Annotated in this window: 17 protein-coding genes; 6 read left to right on the top strand and 11 right to left on the bottom strand. The window is 65.2% G+C overall.

Features of this window, described 5'->3' with window-relative positions:
* Positions 1–34: 34 nt before the first annotated feature.
* From ilvN to HMPREF1224_RS45420, 3 genes are all read right to left on the bottom strand, one after another.
* A complete protein-coding gene (gene ilvN, locus HMPREF1224_RS31870) occupies positions 35–526 on the bottom strand; it encodes an acetolactate synthase small subunit (RefSeq protein WP_003095069.1) in 492 nt (163 codons plus the stop codon).
* A 2-nt stretch (positions 527–528) separates the two neighbouring features.
* Entirely contained in the window at positions 529–2,253 is a 1,725-nt protein-coding gene (locus HMPREF1224_RS31865) for an acetolactate synthase 3 large subunit (protein WP_003095071.1), read from the bottom strand.
* 288 nt (positions 2,254–2,541) lie between these two features.
* Positions 2,542–2,814, bottom strand: a complete 273-nt coding sequence (locus tag HMPREF1224_RS45420; RefSeq protein ID WP_152934532.1) for a hypothetical protein — start codon at positions 2,812–2,814, stop codon at positions 2,542–2,544.
* Here HMPREF1224_RS45420 and HMPREF1224_RS31860 point away from each other — a divergent pair.
* A complete protein-coding gene (locus HMPREF1224_RS31860) occupies positions 2,804–3,256 on the top strand; it encodes a DUF4124 domain-containing protein (protein WP_003095076.1) in 453 nt (150 codons plus the stop codon). The two genes, HMPREF1224_RS45420 and HMPREF1224_RS31860, sit on opposite strands and share 11 nt — an antisense overlap.
* 107 nt (positions 3,257–3,363) lie before the next feature.
* Here the strand turns inward: HMPREF1224_RS31860 and HMPREF1224_RS31855 are convergent, their stop codons facing one another.
* From HMPREF1224_RS31855 to mrcB, 3 genes are read right to left on the bottom strand one after another with little or no spacing between them, the layout of a single operon-like run.
* Positions 3,364–3,693 (bottom strand): YqcC family protein, encoded by a 330-nt coding sequence (locus HMPREF1224_RS31855; protein ID WP_003123490.1) that lies wholly within the window; start codon positions 3,691–3,693, stop codon positions 3,364–3,366.
* Positions 3,693–4,472: a penicillin-binding protein activator LpoP gene (gene lpoP / locus HMPREF1224_RS31850; protein WP_010793750.1), complete on the bottom strand. Its 780-nt coding sequence runs from the start codon at positions 4,470–4,472 to the stop codon at positions 3,693–3,695. The genes HMPREF1224_RS31855 and lpoP overlap by 1 nt, the downstream gene beginning before the upstream one ends.
* Positions 4,473–4,488: 16 nt before the next feature.
* Entirely contained in the window at positions 4,489–6,813 is a 2,325-nt protein-coding gene (gene mrcB / locus HMPREF1224_RS31845) for a penicillin-binding protein 1B (protein WP_010793749.1), read from the bottom strand.
* Between the two features lie 212 nt (positions 6,814–7,025).
* Here mrcB and HMPREF1224_RS31840 point away from each other — a divergent pair, with 212 nt between their 5' ends.
* The 4 genes from HMPREF1224_RS31840 (at position 7,026) to cbpA (ending at position 10,428) form a co-directional block, all read left to right on the top strand.
* On the top strand, positions 7,026–8,588 hold the full coding sequence (locus HMPREF1224_RS31840; protein WP_010793748.1) for a bifunctional aminoglycoside phosphotransferase/ATP-binding protein: 1,563 nt from the start codon (positions 7,026–7,028) through the stop codon (positions 8,586–8,588).
* 91 nt (positions 8,589–8,679) lie between these two features.
* Positions 8,680–9,027, top strand: coding sequence for a pentapeptide repeat-containing protein (locus tag HMPREF1224_RS31835; protein WP_003095090.1), 348 nt, complete (start codon positions 8,680–8,682; stop codon positions 9,025–9,027).
* 225 nt (positions 9,028–9,252) lie between these two features.
* The gene (locus HMPREF1224_RS31830) at positions 9,253–9,525 is read left to right on the top strand and encodes a TfoX/Sxy family protein (protein WP_003095094.1); all 273 of its coding nucleotides are present in this window, start codon (positions 9,253–9,255) and stop codon (positions 9,523–9,525) included.
* 105 nt (positions 9,526–9,630) lie between these two features.
* A complete protein-coding gene (cbpA, locus tag HMPREF1224_RS31825; RefSeq protein ID WP_003095096.1) occupies positions 9,631–10,428 on the top strand; it encodes a cAMP-binding protein CbpA in 798 nt (265 codons plus the stop codon).
* Between the two features lie 463 nt (positions 10,429–10,891).
* Here cbpA and HMPREF1224_RS31820 read toward each other — a convergent pair whose 3' ends face one another.
* From HMPREF1224_RS31820 to HMPREF1224_RS31800, 5 genes are read right to left on the bottom strand one after another with little or no spacing between them, the layout of a single operon-like run.
* On the bottom strand, positions 10,892–11,779 hold the full coding sequence (locus HMPREF1224_RS31820; RefSeq protein ID WP_010793747.1) for a ChaN family lipoprotein: 888 nt from the start codon (positions 11,777–11,779) through the stop codon (positions 10,892–10,894).
* 10 nt (positions 11,780–11,789) lie between these two features.
* Positions 11,790–12,557: a heme ABC transporter ATP-binding protein gene (locus HMPREF1224_RS31815; RefSeq protein ID WP_003095098.1), complete on the bottom strand. Its 768-nt coding sequence runs from the start codon at positions 12,555–12,557 to the stop codon at positions 11,790–11,792.
* Complete coding sequence (locus tag HMPREF1224_RS31810) at positions 12,557–13,540, bottom strand: FecCD family ABC transporter permease (RefSeq protein ID WP_010793746.1); 984 nt, start codon at positions 13,538–13,540, stop codon at positions 12,557–12,559. The genes HMPREF1224_RS31815 and HMPREF1224_RS31810 overlap by 1 nt, the downstream gene beginning before the upstream one ends.
* A gap of 50 nt (positions 13,541–13,590) precedes the next feature.
* Positions 13,591–14,484, bottom strand: coding sequence for a hemin ABC transporter substrate-binding protein (locus tag HMPREF1224_RS31805; protein WP_010793745.1), 894 nt, complete (start codon positions 14,482–14,484; stop codon positions 13,591–13,593).
* 9 nt (positions 14,485–14,493) lie between these two features.
* Complete coding sequence (locus HMPREF1224_RS31800) at positions 14,494–15,558, bottom strand: hemin-degrading factor (protein ID WP_003113452.1); 1,065 nt, start codon at positions 15,556–15,558, stop codon at positions 14,494–14,496.
* A 180-nt stretch (positions 15,559–15,738) separates the two neighbouring features.
* On the opposite strand from HMPREF1224_RS31800, the gene phuR reads away from it, so the two are divergent.
* Positions 15,739–18,033, top strand: a complete 2,295-nt coding sequence (gene phuR / locus HMPREF1224_RS31795; protein WP_010793744.1) for a heme/hemoglobin uptake receptor PhuR — start codon at positions 15,739–15,741, stop codon at positions 18,031–18,033.
* Positions 18,034–18,042 lie beyond the last annotated feature (9 nt).

Raw genomic sequence — 18,042 nt, 5'->3', positions numbered from 1 at the left:
CCCTTCAGTAAGGCCTCGCGGGCCTGCTTTCAGTTCAGATGCTCAGAGTCTTGTCGCCACGGGCGATGCCAGTGACGCCACTGCGGACCACTTCCAGGATCGACGCAGTGCCGATGGCCTGGATGAAGCTGTCCAGTTTGTCGCTGGTACCCGCCAGTTGCACGGTATAGACGCTACTGGTGACGTCGACGATCTGCCCACGGAAGATATCGGTGGTGCGCTTGACCTCGGCGCGCTGGGCGCCCGTGGCCTTGACCTTCACCAGCATCAGCTCGCGCTCGATATGGGCGCTTTCCGACAGATCCACCAGCTTGACCACTTCGATCAGCTTGTTGAGGTTCTTGGTGATCTGCTCGATCACCTCATCGTGCCCCACGGTGGTCAGCGTCAGACGCGACAGGGTCGGGTCCTCGGTCGGCGCCACGGTCAGGCTTTCGATGTTGTAGTTGCGTTGGGAGAACAGGCCGACCACGCGGGACAATGCGCCTGGCTCGTTTTCCAGCAGCAGGGAAATGATGTGTCGCATGATCAGGTACGCTCCGTCTTGCTCAGCCACATGTCGCGCATCGCGCCGTCACGGATCTGCATCGGATAGACGTGTTCGCTGGCGTCCACCTGGATGTCGAGGAAGACCAGGCGATTCTTCATGGCGAACGCCTCCTCCATCTTCGGCTTCAGATCCTTCAGGTCGGTGATGCGCATGCCGACATGCCCGTAGGCTTCGGCAAGCTTGACGAAGTCCGGCAGGGATTCCATGTAGGAATGCGAATAACGGCTGTTGTACTGCATGTCCTGCCACTGGCGGACCATGCCCAGGGCACCATTGTTCAGGTTGACGATCTTCACCGGCAGGTCGTACTGCAGGCAGGTAGACAGTTCCTGGATATTCATCTGGATACTGCCCTCGCCGGTCACGCAGGCGACATCGTCGTCCGGGAAGTTGAGCTTGATGCCCATCGCCGCCGGGAAGCCGAAGCCCATGGTGCCGAGACCGCCGGAGTTGATCCAGCGATTGGGCTTGTTGAACTTGTAGTACTGCGAGGCGAACATCTGGTGCTGGCCGACATCGGAGGTGATGAAGGCATCGCCATGGGTAACCTCGTAGAGCGTCTCGATGACGGTCTGCGGCTTGATGATGCTGCCGTCGCCCTTGTCGTACGGGAACAACCCACGGTTACCACGCCACTCGTCGATCTGCTTCCACCAGGCAGCCTGGGCATCCTGGTTCGGGGTCTCGCCGATTTCCCTGACGATCGCGACCATTTCGGTGAGAACGCTGTCCACCGGGCCGACGATCGGGATGTCGGCCTTGATGGTCTTGGAAATCGACGCCGGATCGATGTCGATGTGGATGATCTTGGCGTTCGGGCAGAACTTCGCCGCACCGTTGATGACCCGGTCGTCGAAACGCGCGCCGACCGCGAGGATCACGTCGCTGTGATGCATCGCCAGGTTGGCGGTGAAGCTGCCATGCATCCCGAGCATGCCGAGGAACTGGCGGTCTGCGCCGGGATACCCGCCGAGGCCCATCAGGGTGTTGGTCACCGGCAGGTTGAGCATCTGCGCCAGCTCGGTCAGCGGCGCCGCGGCATTGCCCATGATCACGCCGCCGCCGGAATAGACCACCGGGCGCTTGGCGGCCAGGAGCATCTCGGCGGCCTTGCGGATCTGTCCCGAGTGACCGCGAACGGCCGGGCTGTACGAACGCAACTTGACCTTCTTCGGATAGGAATATTCGAATTTCTGCGTCGGGTCGCCCATGTCCTTCGGAATATCCACGACCACCGGCCCCGGACGACCGGACTGCGCCAGGTAGAAGGCCTTCTTGATCACCTCGGGAATTTCCGAGGGATGCTTGATGATGAAGCTGTGCTTCACGATCGGCCGGGAGATCCCGACCATGTCGGTTTCCTGGAACGCATCGGTACCGACCATGTTGCTCGGCACCTGGCCCGACAGGATCACCATCGGGATGGAGTCCATGTATGCGGTGGCGATACCGGTGATGGCGTTGGTCGCGCCCGGGCCGGAAGTCACCAGCACGACACCGGGCTTGCCGGTGGCGCGGGCGTAGCCGTCGGCCATATGGGTAGCCGCCTGTTCGTGGCGCACCAGGATGTGGGTCACGTCGTGCTCCTTGAAGAGCGCGTCGTAGATATGCAGGAGGGCACCACCCGGGTACCCGTAGATGTACTTAACGCCTTCGTCGCGCAACGAGCGGACGACCATTTCAGCGCCAGATAAAAGCTCCACGTTTTCACCTCTAGAACGCTATACGGCCACCCAGGGGCGGGCGACCGAAATTCGGTTGGCTGCCCGGCAGAGCATGGGTGACGGTAGTCACCGGCTACGTCAACTGCCGATTGAGCAAACTTGGAAGGGCGCCTGGTGTTACGGAGCTCTTCCACCCAGCGCGAGGTAACGCGAAGCAGGGTGTAACTTTCGGCGCGGGTAGGCACCTCATGGTCTGCCGGAGAGGGGACTGGGTTGCAGACGGCCCGCTACAGCGAGCTTGGATTCTTCGCATTCGTCGAACGCAAGTCAAGCTTTATTCTGAAAATTATCAAAAAAAATTCCAAGGAAGCTGCCATACCCTTCCATAAAAAAGCTGATCAATGACCAAAAACAGATTTTATGGCTAGAAAATTCCGATTTAGAGCAAACTTTTCCAAAATGCCCATGATTCCCGCGAGGACTTGCCACGGCGAGGCCGTCTCCGGCGGCGGTTGTGATGCCGTGCAGCATGCCGCGCTGGCGGATTTGGTTATAGTTAGCCGCAGTTAGCGCATTCCAAGGACTCCGCATGCGACGCATGATCCTCCCGGCCAGCTTGTTGCTCGCCCTTTCCTCTTTCGCCATGGCCGCCCCGATCTACAAATGGGTCGACGCCGAGGGCGTCACCCACTTCGGCGCACAACCGCCGCAAGGTGCGCAAGCGACCACGGTGAATACCCAGACCGCCCCGCCGCCGGACAACTTCCCCCTGCCCCCCTCGACCCCGGCACCGACCATCCAGCAGAAACCGGCCGATCCCGAGCAGAAGGCGATCGACGACAAGGTGAAGCAGCAAGTGGCGAAGGAAGAGGCCGAGCGCAAGCAGTTCTGCGAAGAGACCCGCAACAACCTCGCGCAACTGAAGAACAACCCGCGCGTAAGGGTCGACGAAGGCAAGGGCGAACTCCGTCGCCTCGGCGAGGAAGAACGCCAAGAGCGAATCGCCAAGGCCGAAAAGGCGATCCAGGAGAATTGCCGCTGAGGCGAACACAGCCCCGTCCCGCAGCTGGGGGCTGACCCGGCTCTCCGCCTTGCTTGAAGCAAAGAAAAACCCGGCCTGTAGCCGGGTTTTTCTTTACTGCCGAAGCTTCATGACGGCCCGCCGATCAGCCGGTCGAACTCGCCAAGCGCCGCCAACAGACCGGCGACTTCCTCGCCACGCTGCGCATAGGCCACCTCGGCCATGGCCAGGATACCCGAGGCCTGCGGCAAGGCGCTGTCGCTTTCGAGAATCAGCTTCATCCGCGGCAGGAAGATCCATTGCAGCCATTGCTCGAGCGCCAGCGTATCCACGCAGAACGGCTCGGGGCTGGCCAGCGCTTCCGGGGCGGGGCGGCTTTCGCTCCACCAGCCGAGGGCACGCAACTCACGCTCGATCAGCAACAACTGGTCGGCCAGCGCATAGACCCGTCGATCCATCAGGAGCTGACCTTTGCCTTCTGCCGGGCCAGCGCAGCGCCGGCGGAGTCTCCCTGCTTCTCCCGCGCCTGGGCGATCAGTTCCCAGAGCCCGGCCTGCAAGGTCGGCCGGCCATTGGCGTAGCTCAAGCCACGGCGCGCGACCTGCTCGGCCTGAGCCGCATCGCCCTGGGCCAGGCGCACCTGGGCCAGGCGATAGAGCACCTGAGGCTCGCGCGGAGCGATGCGCTGGGCTCGCTCGAGGCTGGCGGCGGCACTGTTCAGGTCGCCGCTGCCCTGCTGTTGCTGGGCGGTTGTGAGCATCGCCAGGACCGGCCCGTCCAACTGTTCGTCGGCTGCCAGGCTGCCGGCCGAGCCGGAGGCCGGAATGCCGGTGGGCGCGGAACGACTGGCGCCGCTGGGCGGCATGTTGTAGCTGTCGCCCAGCGGTGGCGTGGAGGCGCTGCTGGGCGGAGCCTGGTACTGGGTGCCGGTGCCGAGCGGAGCGCTGCTGATCGGCGCGGCGCCGGACTGCGCCGGGAAAGTCTGGATCGGTGCGGAATTGGCGCCCTGCGGCACCATCACCACCACGCCGGAGTCGCCGCCCTGGGGAATGCCCTGGGTGGCGGCGCCTTGCTGGGTACGCGGTACCTGGGTACGGGTGATGCGGAAACCGCCGCTTTCCTGGTTGGAAACCGGAGTGCCGGAATCCACCACCGGGATCGCCCCATGCTGCGGGCTGGCACAGCCCGCGAGCAGGGCACTGCCGGCAAGCGCGGCGAATACGAAAATCTTCTTCACGTCAGGTCCTCTCGGATCAATTCAGCCAGCCACGTACCCAGTCCATCACCTCGCCGGCGGGGTTCTGGCTCCCGCAGCCTGGGCCCTGGGCGGGCTCGCTGCCACGAATATAGGGCATCTGTACGGCATTCGGGCAATCCGCCGCCGAGCCCTGCCCGGTCTGCGCGTCGACCCAGGCCATCACCACGTTCTCCGGCATCGGCATTTCCAGCGATTGCGGATGCGCCTTGCGCATGAAGCTGGCCCACACCTGCAAGGCACCGGTGGCGCCGGTAAGCGGCGTCTTGCCGTTGTCGTCGCGACCGAGCCAGACCACAGCCTGGAGGTCGCCGCCGAAACCGGAGAACCAGCTATCGCGCGAGTCGTTGCTGGTGCCGGTCTTGCCGGCGAGGGTCAGCGACGACGGCAATTGACTGTACACCGAACGCCCGGTGCCTTCGCGCATGACCCGCTGCATGGCGTTCTGCACCAGGTAGACGGCGCCCGAGTCGAAGCGCTGTTCGACCTGGAACGGATAGCGCTTGAGCGGCTGGCCGTCGGCAGTGAGGACGCTGCGGATCCCCCGCAACGGCGTGTTGAAGCCGCCGCTGGCGATGGTCTGGTACATGGTGGCGACCTCCATCGGACTGAGCGAACCGGCGCCCAGCAGCATCGAAGGATAGGCCGGCCAGTCACGGTTGATACCCAGCCGGGCGACGGTCTGCAGCACGTTGGGCACACCGACGTCGAGGCCGAGCTTGGCGGTGGACAGGTTGTAGGAGTTTGCCAGGCCCTGGTACAGGAAGATCGTGCCATGCGAGCGCCGGTCGTAGTTCTGCGGTCGCCAGACCTGGCCGTCCTGGCCTTTCACCGCGAAGGGCTCGTCCTGTACCCAGGTGGTCAGGGTGTACTTGCTCGGCCGCTCGAGAGCGGTCAGGTAGACCGCCGGCTTGATCAGCGAACCGATCGGCCGCACCGCGTCCAGGGCCCGGTTGAAGCCGGCGAAGCGCGGGTCGCGACTGCCGATCAGGGCCTGGATCTCACCGGTTTCCGGATTGGTCACGACCATCGCCGCCTCGACCTGGTCGACCCCCTTGCGCCCACTGAGACGCTTGAGCGTTTCGTTGACGGAGGTCTCGGCCTTCTCCTGCAGGATCGGATCGAAGCTGGTGAAGATGCGCAGCCCTTCCTCGGTCAGGTCCTCGTCGCGGTAGTCCTGGCGCAACTGGCGCTTGACCAGGTCGAGGAAGGCCGGATAGGAGCTGTCGGCCATGCTGCCCTGCCGGGTCACGCCGAGCGGGCGCAGCTTGGCGGCGTCGACTTCCTGCTGGGTCGCCACGCCCTGCTCGGCGAGCACGTCGAGCACCAGGTTGCGCCGCGCCAGCGCACGATCCGGGTAACGCCGCGGGTTGAAGTAGGACGGCCCCTTGACCATGCCGACCAGCAGCGCCACCTGGTCGAGCTTGAGCTCGGCCAACGGCTGACTGAAGAAATACTGGCTGGCCAGGCCGAAGCCATGGATCGCTCGTTGCCCATCCTGGCCGAGGAACACCTCGTTGAGATAGGACTCGAGGATGTCGCGCTTGTCGTAGTGCAGTTCCAGCAGCACCGCCATCATCGCTTCGTTGATCTTGCGGCTCAGGCTGCGCTCATTGCTCAGGAAGAAGTTCTTCACCAACTGCTGGGTCAGGGTGCTGCCGCCCTGGCGCAACTGGCCGGCCGTGGTGTTGACCCACACCGCCCGCGCCACGGATTTCAGCGACACACCATGGTGGTTCCAGAAGTCGCGATCCTCGACCGCGACCAGGGTGTCGATCAGGTAGGTCGGCACCTGGTCGAGCTTGACCAGGATGCGATCCTCATGGTGCGCCGGATACAAGCCGCCGATCAGCAGCGGCTCAAGGCGCGCCACCGCCAGTTCCTTGCCGTTGGCCTGGCTCAGCCCGCTGACGTAGTTGCCGTTGAAGCGCACGCGCACGCGCTGGGCCGGTTCCGCGCCTTCGTAGAACTGGAAGCCACGGGTATTGAGTTCGACCGCGCTGGCCGCCACCGATACGGTTCCAGGGCCGCTCACGTTGGGCTCGCGACGGTAGCCGAGGGCGTCGAGTTCGCGCAGGAAGTCTTCCCTGCTCAGCTTCAGGCCGTTGAACAGCTCCAGCGGGCGGGCATAGACCTTCGCCGGGATGGTCCAGCGCCGGCCGGAGAATTTCTCCTGCACCACGGCATCGAGATAGATGGCGAAGCCGGCGAGGAGCACCAGGCCGACGAGGCCGAGCTTGAGAGCCCAGCTGAGCCATTTGTTCAGGCCGGGTGCCGGGCGTGCTTTGCTGTTACGGGAACGGGGGGATCGGGGACGCGTCATGGCGGCGCATTATACGTACTTTATCCACAGCGGACAGACACCGCATCGGCGGCATCCACGGTCTGCGCGGCCCCGGTGGATAGACGCGGCGGCAGCGCGGCGCATTCGACCGGCGATCCGGCAAATGGTTGCTATCCGCCAGCGAGGTTTGCACTGTCACCCCTTCCCGCCATAATGCGGGTTTTCGCATATTTCAGAGGCAAGGATATCCCGTGAGCCAGACCCTGATCGCCGCCCTGCAGAACCCGGCCCTCTACCCCCACCCGGTGGAGCGCTTCGAGGTCATCGAGACGCACATCTCCTGGGTCCTGTTGACCGGTCCCTACGCCTACAAGATCAAGAAGCCGATGGATTTCGGCTTTCTCGATTTCACCAGCCTGGACAAGCGCCGCTTCTATTGCAACGAAGAGCTGCGCCTGAACCAGCGCCTCACCGACGATCTCTACCTGGAGGTCCTGCCGATCACCGGCAGCGAAGAGGCGCCGCGGATCGGCGGCGACGGCGAGGCAATCGAATACCTGCTGAAGATGCGCCAGTTCCCGCAGGACAACCTGCTGGCGGCAATCCAGGGCCGCGGCGAACTGTCCAACCAGCATATTGACGAACTGGCCGAGCAGATCGCGCACTTCCACCAGAACACTCCGAAGGTGCCGCTGGAGCACCCGCTGGGCACCGCCGAGTCCTGCATGGCGCCGGTGCGGCAGAATTTCGAGCAGGTTCGCCCGCTGCTCAAGGACAAGGCCGACCTGCAACAGCTGGATGCCCTCGAAGCCTGGGCGGAAAGCAGCTTCGAACGCCTGCTGCCGGTGCTCCAGGAGCGCAAGGCGAAGGGCTTCATCCGCGAATGCCACGGCGACATCCACCTGGGCAACGCCGCGCTGATCGACGGCAAGGTAGTGCTGTTCGACTGCATCGAATTCAACGAACCGTTCCGCTTCACCGATGTCTGCGCCGACTTCGCCTTCCTCGCGATGGACCTGGAAGATCGCGGCCTGAAGTGCCACGCTCGACGCTTCGTCAGCCTCTATCTGGAACACACCGGCGACTACCAGGCCCTGGAACTGCTGAACTTCTACAAGGCCTACCGCGCCATGGTCCGCGCCAAGGTCGCGCTGTTCAGCCTCGGCTACCAGACCGATGCCGTGCAGCGCGCCGCGACCCTGCGCCAGTACCGCAACTACGCCAACCTGGCGGAAAGCTACAGCGCCATTCCCTCGCGCTTCCTGGCGGTCACCCATGGTGTCTCCGCGGTCGGCAAGAGCCAGGTGGCCATGCGTCTGGTGGAGGCTCTGGGCGCCGTGCGCCTGCGCTCGGATATCGAACGCAAGCGTCTGTTCGGCGAGCAGCCGGAACACGACAGGGGCCAGTTCGCCGCCGGCATCTATAGCAGCCAGGCCAGCGAAGCGACCTATGCGCACCTTCACCAGTTGGCCGCGAAGATCCTCCAGGCCGGCTATCCGGTGGTGATCGATGCCGCCTACCTGAAGCAGAATCAGCGCCAGGCCGCTTGCCACATCGCGGAAGAAACCGGCGTGCCGTTCCTGATCCTCGACTGCCAGGCGCCCGAAGCGGTGATCGCCGGCTGGCTTGCGCAACGCCAGGCGGAAGGCAAGGATCCGTCCGACGCGACTCTCGACGTGATCCGCACCCAGCAGGCTACCCGCGAGCCGCTGACAGCGGCGGAGACGGTCCAGAGCAAGCGCGTAGACACCCACGACGCGGCCAGCCTCGACGGGCTGGTCGACGGCATTCGCCAGCGCCTGCCCGGTCTCTGAACGAACTGCCATGGCGCCCGCCCCTCCAGGGCGGGCGCCATGCCGCTGCTCTTCTATACTCACGGCGAGCCTTCTGCACAGGACGCCGCCCATGAACTCGCCCCGTCAGCTCGACTCGCCGCTCTACCAACTGCTCCACGCCGAAGACATCGAAGGCTTCAACCGACAGAAGCCGGCCGACGGCTGGATCGACCTGGCCGGCGGCGACTTCCGCGGCCTCGACCTGCGTCTGCTGGATGCCGCCCGCGTCGACTTCAGCGATGCCTATTTCCGCGGCGCCGACCTGCGCGGCGTGGATCTGCGCGAGGCGCGCCTGGAGGGCGCCAGCCTGGCCCATGCGCAGATATCCGGTACGTATTTCCCGTTGCGCCTGGCGCCGGACGAGATCCGCATGTCGGTGAACTTCGGCACCCGCCTGCGCTACCTGCCGGAGCCCTGAGAAGCGGAAGGACCACGCCAGGCCACGTTTTGCCGGGAGGCCGCTACACTTCTGGCAGGTACCCGGCCGGCTGAGGATCGGTCCCGGACCGCCTACGCCGGATCGTAAGGGCGAAGGCCGCTCGCGTCGGCCATCTCGCTCCATCGCGCCGGCCCTGTCGGCTCCGGACCGGTTCCAGGCAGTTCCGCGCCATCACGCTTCTGAGCGGCATCGCAAGGACCGACGATGAACGACGAACTGCTGAACCTGAAAAACCTCGGGAAAACCTCGACCCAATGGTTGCATGCCGTGGGTATCCACAGCGCCACCGATCTGCGTCGGCTCGGCTCGGTGGGAGCCTATCGCGCGGTCCGCGCGCGCGGCTTCCGAGCCTCGAAAGTCTTGCTCTATGCCATCGAAGGCGCACTCCTCGACGTTCACTGGAACGAGCTGTCCCCAGACCACAAGGCCGCACTGCTCGGCGAGCTGGAGACTTTCCCCGTGCGAAACAAGAGCTAGCTCACACCTGCCACGGGAAGATATTTACTCCCCCCCGGGCGCCCACCTATCGTCTCGTGGACGTTCGTACCTCCTCTCCCGACCAGGCAGCTCAAGGAAATGGCCATGTATCTACTCGGCGAGCAACCGGCGTATGCCGACCAATTGATCAATCGCCTGCAGGGAATCCCTCACCGCTTGCTCGAAGGCCTGGCACCCAGCGGCCCCGCCCTGGAACTGGAACGTAGCGACGACCTGGAACGCGAGCTGCCCGCCGACCAGGTATTCCTGGTGGAAAGCGGCCTGCTGCATGCGCTGGTCGACGAACGCCCACTGTTCTACCTCCAGGAAGGCGACCTCCTCGGACTTCGACGCGGACTCGAGCTCCCCGCCTGCCGGCATGCCAACGAAGAACCGATCCGCCTGCTGCCCTATTCGCGCGATGCGCTGCTCCAGCACATCCATGCTGACCAGGAACGTCAGGAACTGCTATTGCAGTACCTGATCGGACAGACTGCCCTGCTCGGCGATGCGCTGGCGCACCTGAAGCAGCCGGAAGTCCGCCCGGCCACCGGCTTCCGCCACTTCGCCGCGGGCGAGGCGCTGATCCGCCAGGGCGACGATGCGGATCATGTGTTCATCATCATCGAGGGGCATGCCGAAGCGCTGGTGGACGGCCAGAAAGTCGGCGATGTGCAGAAGGACGAGATCTTCGGCGCCATGGCCGTGTTCACTCGCGAGAAACGCAGCGCCACGGTGGTCGCCAGCGAACCCTGCACGGTGATGGTGATTCCCAAGGAGCAGTTCCTCGGCCTTATGCAGAACAACCCGCGAATCGCCCATAGCCTGATCGAAGGCATGGCCCGGCGGATAGACCTGCTTAACCGGGAAGTGACCCAGCTGCGCCTTCGCCGCAGCGCCTGAGGCCCATTCCAGAGGGCTCGCGACTAGCTAGCAGAAAAGTTTGGCGAAAGCGTTTGACATGGAAATGAGAATCATTATTATGTCACTCAACTGGTCGCGAGATCAGCCGGTAAGCTGAGAGACCCACGCAGTCGGACTCTTCAGATTATCTCCTCATCAGGCTAATCACGGTTTTTGACCCGGCACTTTGCCGGGTCTTTTTTTGCCTGCGATTCGGCCGGAGACGACCGTTCATCGGCTGGCGATGGAATGAATGAGAACCGGCTTGACCTGATAATGAGAATAGTTATTATTACAACAACTGGTCGCGAGGCCAGCAGGTAAGCTGAGAGACCAAGCAGTCGGACTCTTCAGATTATCTCCTCATCAGGCTAATCACGGTTTCGACCCGGCACTTTGCCGGGTCTTTTTTTGCCCGCGAAAACGTAGCGCGATACACGGCTCCAGGCCTCGCGCCCTTCCTTCAACGTGCCTTCTTCATCTCCGCGCAATAGTCCTTGTCCGGCTGTGCCGGCGTGTACCAGGCGTAGTCGGCCTCACGCGTCGTTACCGCCTGCCCGGCCTCGACCAGCATCAGTACCTGCGCACCCTTCTCCGCACCAAGGTCGCGCAGGTGGACCGGTACGCCGAGGTCGCGCCGGGCGTGGAAGCTGCCGGCGACGAGCATCGCCGGCAGTGGCGCATCGCGAAAACGCTCGGCCATACGGCGGTCACGTTGCTGCTGGACGGCGAGCATCGCCGGCAATTGATCGTCGGGAAGCATGCCGCAGTGGGATTCGCGAATCTGCGCAAGCAGCGGCAGGCGCACGCTGTCACGCCTGGAGGCCGTTCCGGGAAGCGGCGGACGCTCCCTGTAGATGCGCATGATCTCGCTCCGCTGGAGGTTCGCCGCCAGCAACGGCGCGGGTTGCGCAACCGCCCAGGACACCAGGGGTCCGTACTGCGTCCAGTCCCAACCTTTCTGCCAGTCCAGGGCCTGCTCCAGGTTCGCCACCGGCTTGCCGGTCCCGAGTTGTGCGCGGACCGCATCCACCCGTGGTTGCTGGCCGGGATCGAGCATTTCCAGCAGCAGGCTGCCCTGCGCCCGATATTCGCCCAGGGCCTGCGCCAGCCACAGTTCCACGGCATGATGATCGGGATTGTCGTGCTTCTCGCCGACGATCACTCGCGGCGCGGCCGCCAGGCGTGCGACCAGTTGCTGCGGGCTCAGCGTCACGCCGCTGCGCAATTCGACTATTCGTCCCGTCTGCGGATCGTCGCGCCCTTCCGCGCTCTGCCAATCAGGCAGCGGCGGCAGTTGGGACTGGCAGCCGCCCAGCAGCAGACAGAAAGCGAACAGGCGAATGCGCATGGCGACTCCTTCAACGGGCGACGATCAGCGGATGACCTCGCTCGGGATGACGCTGGACCAGGACCTCGAGGCCGAACACCGCGCGCAACGGCTCGGGGCGCAGGACTTCCTCGGGCGTACCGAGCAGGTGCGGGCGACCATTCTGCAACAGCAGCAGGCGGTCGCAATAGCGCGCGGCCAGGTTGAGATCGTGGAGGATCACCAGCACCGAGGCACCGCGGCGGGCGAAATCATGCACCGCCTGCAGGGTGGTGTGCTGGTGCAGCGGGTCGAGCGCCGAGGTCGGTTCGTCGAGCAGCAGCACCTGCCCCGGCTCGCCCGGCCACAGCTGCGCCAGCACCCGCGCCAGGTGCACGCGCTGGCGTTCGCCGCCGGACAGCGCCAGGTAGCTGCGCCCGGCCAGATGGCTGGCGTCGGCCGCCGCCAAGGCCTCGGCGACGATCTGCACATCGCGCTCGCGGCCGCTGGAATGGGGCAGCCGACCGAAGCCGACCACCGCCTCCACCGGAAAGGCGAAGCCCAGCGACGAACTCTGCGGCAGCACCGCCAGGCGCTGCGCGCGAGCGACGCCCGGCCAGTCGTCGAGGCCGCGCTCGTCGAGCAGCACCAGCCCTTCGGCCGGCTCCAGTTCGCCACAGAGAGCGCCAAGCAAGGTGCTCTTGCCAGCGCCGTTGGGGCCGAGTACGCCGAGCATCTCGCCAGGCCGCAGCTCCAGTTCGAGGCCTTCCAGTACAGTCTTTCCGCCACGGCGGATGGACAGGTTCTCCACGCGCAGCATCAGGCCCGCCCCCGCAATAGCAGATAAAGGAAGAACGGCGCGCCGATCAGTGCCGTGACGATGCCGATCGGCAACTCCGCCGGAGCCAGCGCCAGGCGCGCCAGCAGGTCGGCAAGCAGCAGGAGAATGGCGCCGGCCATCATCGAGGCCGGCAGCAACGTCCGATGATCCGGACCGGCAACCAGACGGATCAGGTGCGGTACCACCAGGCCGATGAAGCCGATCATCCCCGCCGCCGCCACTGCGGCGCCGACGCCAAGGGCAGTGCAAAGCACCAGTTCGGCCTTCAATCGCTCGACGTCGAAGCCCAGGTGACGGGCCTCGGACTCGCCGAGCAGCAGTGCGTTCAGCGCATCTGCCCGGCGCGGTAGCCAGCAGGCCACCAGCAGCGCCACCAGCAGCAGCGGCCAGAGTCGTGGGTAGCTGGCGCCGTTCAGGCTGCCCAGGTTCCAGAAGGTCAGGGTACGCAAGGTGGCGTCATCGGCGAGATAGGTAAACAGTCCGATCACCGCGCCGGACAGCGCGGTCAGGGCGATCCCTGCCAGCAACATGGTGGCCACGCTGGTCTGGCCATCGCGGCGGCCAAGTCGATAGACCAGCCAGGTCACCCCCAGGCCGCCGCCGAAGGCGCACAGTGACAGCAGGTAAGGCGCGAGGAACGCCGGCAAGCCACCCAGCGAGGCGCCGAACACGATGGCCAGCGCCGCGCCAAGGGCCGCGCCGCTGGACACCCCGACCAGCCCTGGATCGGCCAGCGGGTTGCGGAACAGGCCCTGCATCGCCACCCCGGACAGCGCCAGCACCGCGCCCACGGCCAGGCCGAGCAGGGTCCGCGGCAGGCGGATCTGGCCGAGGATCATTTCCGCCTGGGCCAGGCCCGCTCCATCGAGCGGCAGCCCGGCCAGGCGCAGCGCGGCGCGCAGGGTATCGCCCAGCGGCAGGCTGACGGGACCGAGGGCGAGGGACAACCAGAGGACCAACACGAGCGAAATCCCCAGCGCACCGAACAGTGCGCGGGGGCGAACAACCGATTTCAATGGGCGGCTTCCATACTCAGCGGTTTCGCGGAAGGATAAAAGGCTGCGGAGAGAGCCGCCAGGCCATCCGGCAGGCGCGGACCGAGGCCGCCCACCAGGAGCGTCGGGTCAAGCACCAGCAGACGTCCGTCACGCGCCGCGCGGGTCGCGGCGAGCCCGGGGTTCTGCTTGAGCAGCGCGGCACGCGCCGCATCACCTTCGAGGCTGCGGTCGGCGATCACCACCGCGACCGGATCGAGCGCTGCCAGGGCTTCCACCGAGATCGGCTTGTAACCCTCATGGGTAGCCAGGTTGCGTGCTCCGGCTCGGTTCAGGACCCAATCGCCGCCGGTATTGCGCCCGGCTACCAGCAACTGACCGCCGGCGTTGCCGATCACCAGCAGGACGCCCGGGGCCGGCTGACTCTTCTGCGCGGCCGCGATCCAGTCCGCCTGGCGCCGCAGCCGCTGACGATAGTCAAGTTCGGCGGCCTCGGCGCGCTGGGGCACGCCGAGCCAGTCGCCGAGCTTCTTCAGGTTGCTTTCCAGTGCCTCCAGATCCGGCCTGGCGGAGAGGGTCTCGACCCGCACGCCGGCGCCTTCGAGCTGCTTGAGTACCGGCGGAGGCCCCATTTCCTCGGTGCCGATGAGGATATCCGGACGTAACGCCAGCACGCCCTCGGCAGCCAGTTGGCGCTGGTAGCCGACGCTCGGCAACTGTTTCAGCGCCTGCGGATGCTGGCTGGTGGTGTCCACCCCGACCAGCTTGCTCTCGCCGCCCAGCGCCACCACCCATTCGCTCAGCGAGCCGCCCGCGCTCACCCAGCGTTGCGGCAGCTCGGCGGCCTGGGCCATGCCGGTGCCGAGCAGGATGCCCAGCGCCAACCCGTTGAATAGTCGATCGATACGCATGATCTCTCCTCAGAGCGCCTTGAAGGATTCGGCCAGTTCGCGCCAGTCGTCGCGCTCGGGCTCGCCGGGCTTGCGCGCGCCGAACAGTTGCACGATCAGTTCGCCGTCGGCGTCGAAGGCCTCCCAGCTGGTTACGATGCCATCGGTGCTCGGCTTGCGCACCCGCCAAAGCTCGGCGATGCCGGTGGTCTTCAGGTGCAGGTTGAATTCCGGATCAAGCACGTTGAACCAGTCGTCCAGCCACTTCAGGTTGCACACAGGCCCGGTATGGATCTGGATGCAGTGGGCGTTGCCGACGAACACCATGATCGGCAATCCGCTTTCGGCCGCCGCTTCGAAGAGTTTCGCCAGGTCGCCATTATCCAGGCGCTCGGCCCATTCGCCGCCAGCCAGGCGCAGCGCCTGGGTGCGCTGCGCGCCATGCTTCTTCAGCAGGGCGTGGAAATGATGGGTGTCCTTCAACGCGGCCCAGCCTTCGCGCAAGGCGGCGGCATCGATCTGCGCATCGACGAGCGCCGCAGCCGGTGCGCGGGGTTCGTGCAGCGCCAGCACGGCATCCTGCTCGGCAGCCCGCAGGCGCTCGACCAGCGGTTCCCAGGCGCGGACGTCGCTGGCCTCGGCAAGGAACACCTTGTGCACCGCCACGCCCTGCTGGTCGAACACCTGGATGCTGCGCTGGGTACCCCGCGCTGTCTCCTCGGCAATGGCGAAGACGGCGTTCCACCCCCCCAGGAACAGGCGCAGGTCGATATCCGGCGAGACCACCAGGCCCATCTGCCCATTGGCAGAGACCGTCACTTCGCGATACGGCCCCTTGCGTTCGTGGACGCAATGCTCGTTGCGGGTCAGCGCCATGATCGGCCCCAGTTCGCCGAGCGCCGGCAGCAAGGCGGCCCAGTCCGGCCGCAGGCGCACGGCATCGATGCCGACCCGGCTGGCGACCAGCTCGCCTTCGCTGACCTGCAACAGCGCGGCGGCGTCGCGCGCGCGTAGCTGCGGTCGCTCGGCGCGCAGGTCCTGCCAGGCGCGGTAAAGCTCGGCAGGGGAATGGGAAAGGCTGGGAGTGCTGCTCATCGACGGTTCCTCGGGCATATCCGGTTCGGTCGCGCTACGCGCAAAAACAGGTGAACTTTGCCACAAAACGCATATCTGAATCCATTTGATAATTATTTGCATTAGCGTTTTTCTGGCAGTACCTTGTGCGCCCGACGTCCCCCTGGCTATTCGCCACCGGCCCGACCCAAGGAGTCCCACATGCCGCTCTCCCCGCCCTTCGCCCTGCGCCCCTGCCTGGCCCTGCTGTTGCTCAGCCCTTCCCTGGCCCTGGCGGGGAACGCCGTCCCGCTGACCCCGACCACCATCACCGCCACCCGTACCGAGCAGGCAGTGGATTCGGTGCCAAGCACCGTCAGCGTGCAGACCCGCGAACAACTGGACCGGCAGAACGTCAACAACATCAAGGAACTGGTGCGCTACGAACCGGGAGTCTCGGTCGGCGGCGCCGGCCAGCGTGCCGGGATCACCGGCTACAACATCCGCGGCATCGACGGGAACCGCATCCTTACGCAGATCGACGGGGTCGAACTGCCCAACGACTTCTTCAGCGGCCCCTACGCGCAGACCCACCGCAACTACGTCGATCCGGACATCGTAAAGCGCGTGGAGATCCTTCGCGGCCCGGCCTCGGCGCTTTACGGCAGCAACGCCATCGGCGGCGCGGTGAGCTACTTCACCCTCGACCCGTCGGACATCCTCAAGGACGGCAAGGACGTCGGCGCCCGGCTGAAGGCCGGCTACGAGTCGGCCAGCCACTCCTGGTTGACCTCGGCCACCGTCGCCGGCCGCGCCGACGACTTCGACGGTCTGCTGCATTATGGCTACCGCCAGGGCCACGAGACCGAATCCAACGGCGGCCACGGCGGCACCGGGCTCTCGCGCAGCGAAGCCAACCCGGAAGACGCCGACAGCTACAGCCTGCTCGGCAAGCTGGGCTGGAACTACGCCGAGGGCAGCCGCTTCGGGCTGGTCTTCGAGAAGTACAAGAGCGACGTCGATACCGACCAGAAGAGCGCCTATGGCGGCCCGTACGACAAGGGCAAGCCGGCCATCCCGCCGAGCATGCTGCCGGGCGGCATGTACCAGTGGCGCAAGGGCAACGACACCCTGACTCGCGAGCGCTACGGCCTGGAGCACCATTTCCTGCTCGACAGCCCGGTCGCCGATCGCATCCAGTGGAGCCTGAACTACCAGTTGGCGAAGACCGACCAGGCGACCCGCGAGTTCTACTACCCGATCACCCGCAAGGTCCTGCGCACCCGCGACACTACCTACAAGGAACGCCTGTGGGTCTTCGACAGCCAGTTGGACAAGAGCTTCGCCATCGGCGAGACCGAGCACCTGCTGAGCTACGGGATCAATCTCAAGCACCAGAAGGTCACCGGCATGCGCAGCGGCACCGGCACCAACCTGGACACCGGCGCGGACAGCCCGCGCGATGCCCTGGAACGCAGCAGCGACTTTCCCGATCCGACGGTGAAGACCTACGCCCTGTTCGCCCAGGACAGCATCAGCTGGAACGACTGGACCTTCACTCCCGGCCTGCGTTACGACTACACGCGCATGGAGCCGCACATCACCGACGAGTTCCTGCGCACCATGAAGCAGAGCCAGAACACCGCGGTCGACGAGTCGGACAAGAAATGGCACCGGGTTTCGCCCAAGTTCGGCGTGACCTACGACTTCGCCCAGCACTACACCTGGTACGGCCAATACGCCCAGGGCTTCCGCACGCCCACCGCCAAGGCGCTGTACGGTCGATTCGAGAACCTGCAGGCGGGCTACCACATCGAGCCTAACCCCAACCTCAAGCCGGAAAAGAGCCAGAGCTTCGAGACCGGGTTGCGCGGCAAGTTCGACGAAGGCAGCTTCGGCGTAGCGGTGTTCTACAACAAATATCGCGACTTCATCGACGAAGACGCCCTGAATACCGATAGCACCGGCGGCAACGGCCAGACCTTCCAGTCCAACAACATCGAGCGGGCGGTGATCAAGGGCGTCGAGCTCAAGGGCCGCCTGGAGCTGGGCGCCTTCGGCGCGCCGCAGGGACTCTACACCCAGGGCAGCGTGGCCTACGCCTACGGTCGCAACAAGGACAACGGCGAGCCGATCAACAGCGTCAACCCACTCACCGGAGTGTTCGGCCTGGGCTACGACGAAGCAGACGGCAACTACGGCGGGCTGCTCAGCTGGACCCTGGTCAAACGCAAGGATCGCGTCGACGACAGCACCTTCCACACCCCGGATGGCACCGCCAGCCAGTTCAAGACCCCGGGCTTCGGCGTCCTCGACCTCAGCGCCTACTACAGGCTGAGCAAGGACCTGACCCTCAACGCCGGTCTCTACAACCTGACCGACAAGAAATACTGGCTGTGGGATGACGTGCGCGGCTACGACAGCGTCGGCGAGGCTTCGGCGCTGGCCCCGGCCAACATCGACCGACTGTCCCAGCCAGGCCGCAATTTCGCGGTCAACCTGGTCTGGGACATCTGACCCGTTACC

The sequence above is a fragment of the Pseudomonas sp. P179 genome, assembly GCF_000478485.2.
Classification (GTDB): domain Bacteria; phylum Pseudomonadota; class Gammaproteobacteria; order Pseudomonadales; family Pseudomonadaceae; genus Pseudomonas; species Pseudomonas aeruginosa.
This window is presented reverse-complemented; position numbering and strand designations above follow the sequence as displayed.

Coding starts and splice junctions, on each gene's coding strand:
- ilvN (WP_003095069.1), bottom strand. CDS start 526: ATGCGACACATCATTTCCCTGCTGCTGGAAAACGAGCCAGGCGCATTG.
- HMPREF1224_RS31860 (WP_003095076.1), top strand. CDS start 2,804: ATGCGACGCATGATCCTCCCGGCCAGCTTGTTGCTCGCCCTTTCCTCT.
- HMPREF1224_RS45420 (WP_152934532.1), bottom strand. CDS start 2,814: ATGCGTCGCATGCGGAGTCCTTGGAATGCGCTAACTGCGGCTAACTAT.
- HMPREF1224_RS31855 (WP_003123490.1), bottom strand. CDS start 3,693: ATGGATCGACGGGTCTATGCGCTGGCCGACCAGTTGTTGCTGATCGAG.
- mrcB (WP_010793749.1), bottom strand. CDS start 6,813: ATGACGCGTCCCCGATCCCCCCGTTCCCGTAACAGCAAAGCACGCCCG.
- HMPREF1224_RS31835 (WP_003095090.1), top strand. CDS start 8,680: ATGAACTCGCCCCGTCAGCTCGACTCGCCGCTCTACCAACTGCTCCAC.
- HMPREF1224_RS31830 (WP_003095094.1), top strand. CDS start 9,253: ATGAACGACGAACTGCTGAACCTGAAAAACCTCGGGAAAACCTCGACC.
- cbpA (WP_003095096.1), top strand. CDS start 9,631: ATGTATCTACTCGGCGAGCAACCGGCGTATGCCGACCAATTGATCAAT.
- HMPREF1224_RS31820 (WP_010793747.1), bottom strand. CDS start 11,779: ATGCGCATTCGCCTGTTCGCTTTCTGTCTGCTGCTGGGCGGCTGCCAG.
- HMPREF1224_RS31815 (WP_003095098.1), bottom strand. CDS start 12,557: ATGCTGCGCGTGGAGAACCTGTCCATCCGCCGTGGCGGAAAGACTGTA.
- HMPREF1224_RS31805 (WP_010793745.1), bottom strand. CDS start 14,484: ATGCGTATCGATCGACTATTCAACGGGTTGGCGCTGGGCATCCTGCTC.
- HMPREF1224_RS31800 (WP_003113452.1), bottom strand. CDS start 15,558: ATGAGCAGCACTCCCAGCCTTTCCCATTCCCCTGCCGAGCTTTACCGC.
- phuR (WP_010793744.1), top strand. CDS start 15,739: ATGCCGCTCTCCCCGCCCTTCGCCCTGCGCCCCTGCCTGGCCCTGCTG.